This is a genomic window from Emticicia sp. (genome assembly GCF_049241225.1).
In the GTDB taxonomy this organism is placed as follows: Bacteria; Bacteroidota; Bacteroidia; order Cytophagales; family Spirosomataceae; genus Emticicia.
In genome coordinates this window covers 1-1266 of the sequence record NZ_JBMLRC010000474.1, presented here as the reverse complement: position 1 = coordinate 1266, position 1266 = coordinate 1, and the positions used below count along the sequence as shown (strand labels likewise).

Below are 1266 nucleotides of genomic sequence, written 5' to 3'. Positions count from 1 at the left end.
CTGTAAAATTGCCACAAGTAAGAGGCATCGACCCATCAATTTATTTCGATGAAGCAACTGACAAAGCCTACATTACTTACAACAGCGATGCTCCTGACAATAAGCCACTTTACCCTGGCCACCGCACCGTGCAAATGTATGAGTTTGATTACAAAAACTTAAAGGTAATTGGCGAGAAAAAACAATTAATCAACGGCGGTGTGGACATTACCAAAAAACCAGTTTGGATTGAAGGTCCCCACATCATGAAACGTAACGATTGGTATATTTTGTATTGTGCCGAAGGTGGAACATCGGTCAATCACTCACAAGTGGCCTTGCGTAGCAAAGATATTTGGGGGCCGTATGTGCCTTATGAAGGAAACCCAGTATTGACTCAAAGAGGCTTACCTGCCGACCGCCCAAATCCTATTACTTCGGCAGGACACGCCCAGTTTATTGAAGGTCCAGACGGAAATTGGTACTCAATTTTCTTGGCTGTTCGCCCTTACGAAGGCGATTATTACAACACAGGTCGTGAAATGTTTATCGCTCCGCTCACTTGGGTAAACGATTGGCCAATGATTGAACACGGCGAAAAACCCCTCGAATACAAATACAAAACCAACATAAAAGAAGTTAAACAAAAAGGTGCTTTGCCTCAAAATGGTAACTTTTCTTATACCATGAAGTTTGATAAAGGTCTTGACCTTTCGATGATGCACTTGAGAAAGGTAGATAGCAGTTCGTTTAAAACTTCTAAAAATGGATTGACATTAAAACTAAAACCTGAAACTATTTCAGAACTCGGCAATCCATCTTTTGTAGCCAAACGCCAGCAACACATGAACAGCACGGCCGAAACTGAGCTTGTTTTTACACCAAAATCTGAAAAAGAGAAAGCGGGTTTAGTTATTTATCAAGACGAAAGTCACTATTATTTCTTGGCAAAATCAATCAAAGAGGGTAAAACTCAGGTAGAATTATACAAAAGTGTTCACCGCAAAAAAGATGTAGAGTTGATAAATACGTTACCAGTAGGCAATGGGAAATTAGTGCTACGTATCACTAATAATGCCGATAAATGCCATTTTGCTATTTCAGAAAACGGCAAAGACTTTAAGATTTTGGCCGAAAACCAAGATGGTAAACACCTATCTACCCGAGTTTCGGGTGGTTTTATTGGTAATGTTTTTGCCATGTATGCCACTTCAAACGGTGAAAAGTCAGAGAATAACGCCACATTTAAGTATTTGAAATACAGCGGTGATGATGCCGTTTTGAGAT

At 40.0% G+C, this 1266-nt stretch carries 1 protein-coding gene; it reads left to right on the top strand.

The window, feature by feature from the left end:
- On the top strand, positions 1–1266 hold a 1266-nt coding region (locus tag ACOVO2_RS24370), incomplete at both ends, for a family 43 glycosylhydrolase (protein ID WP_421772476.1).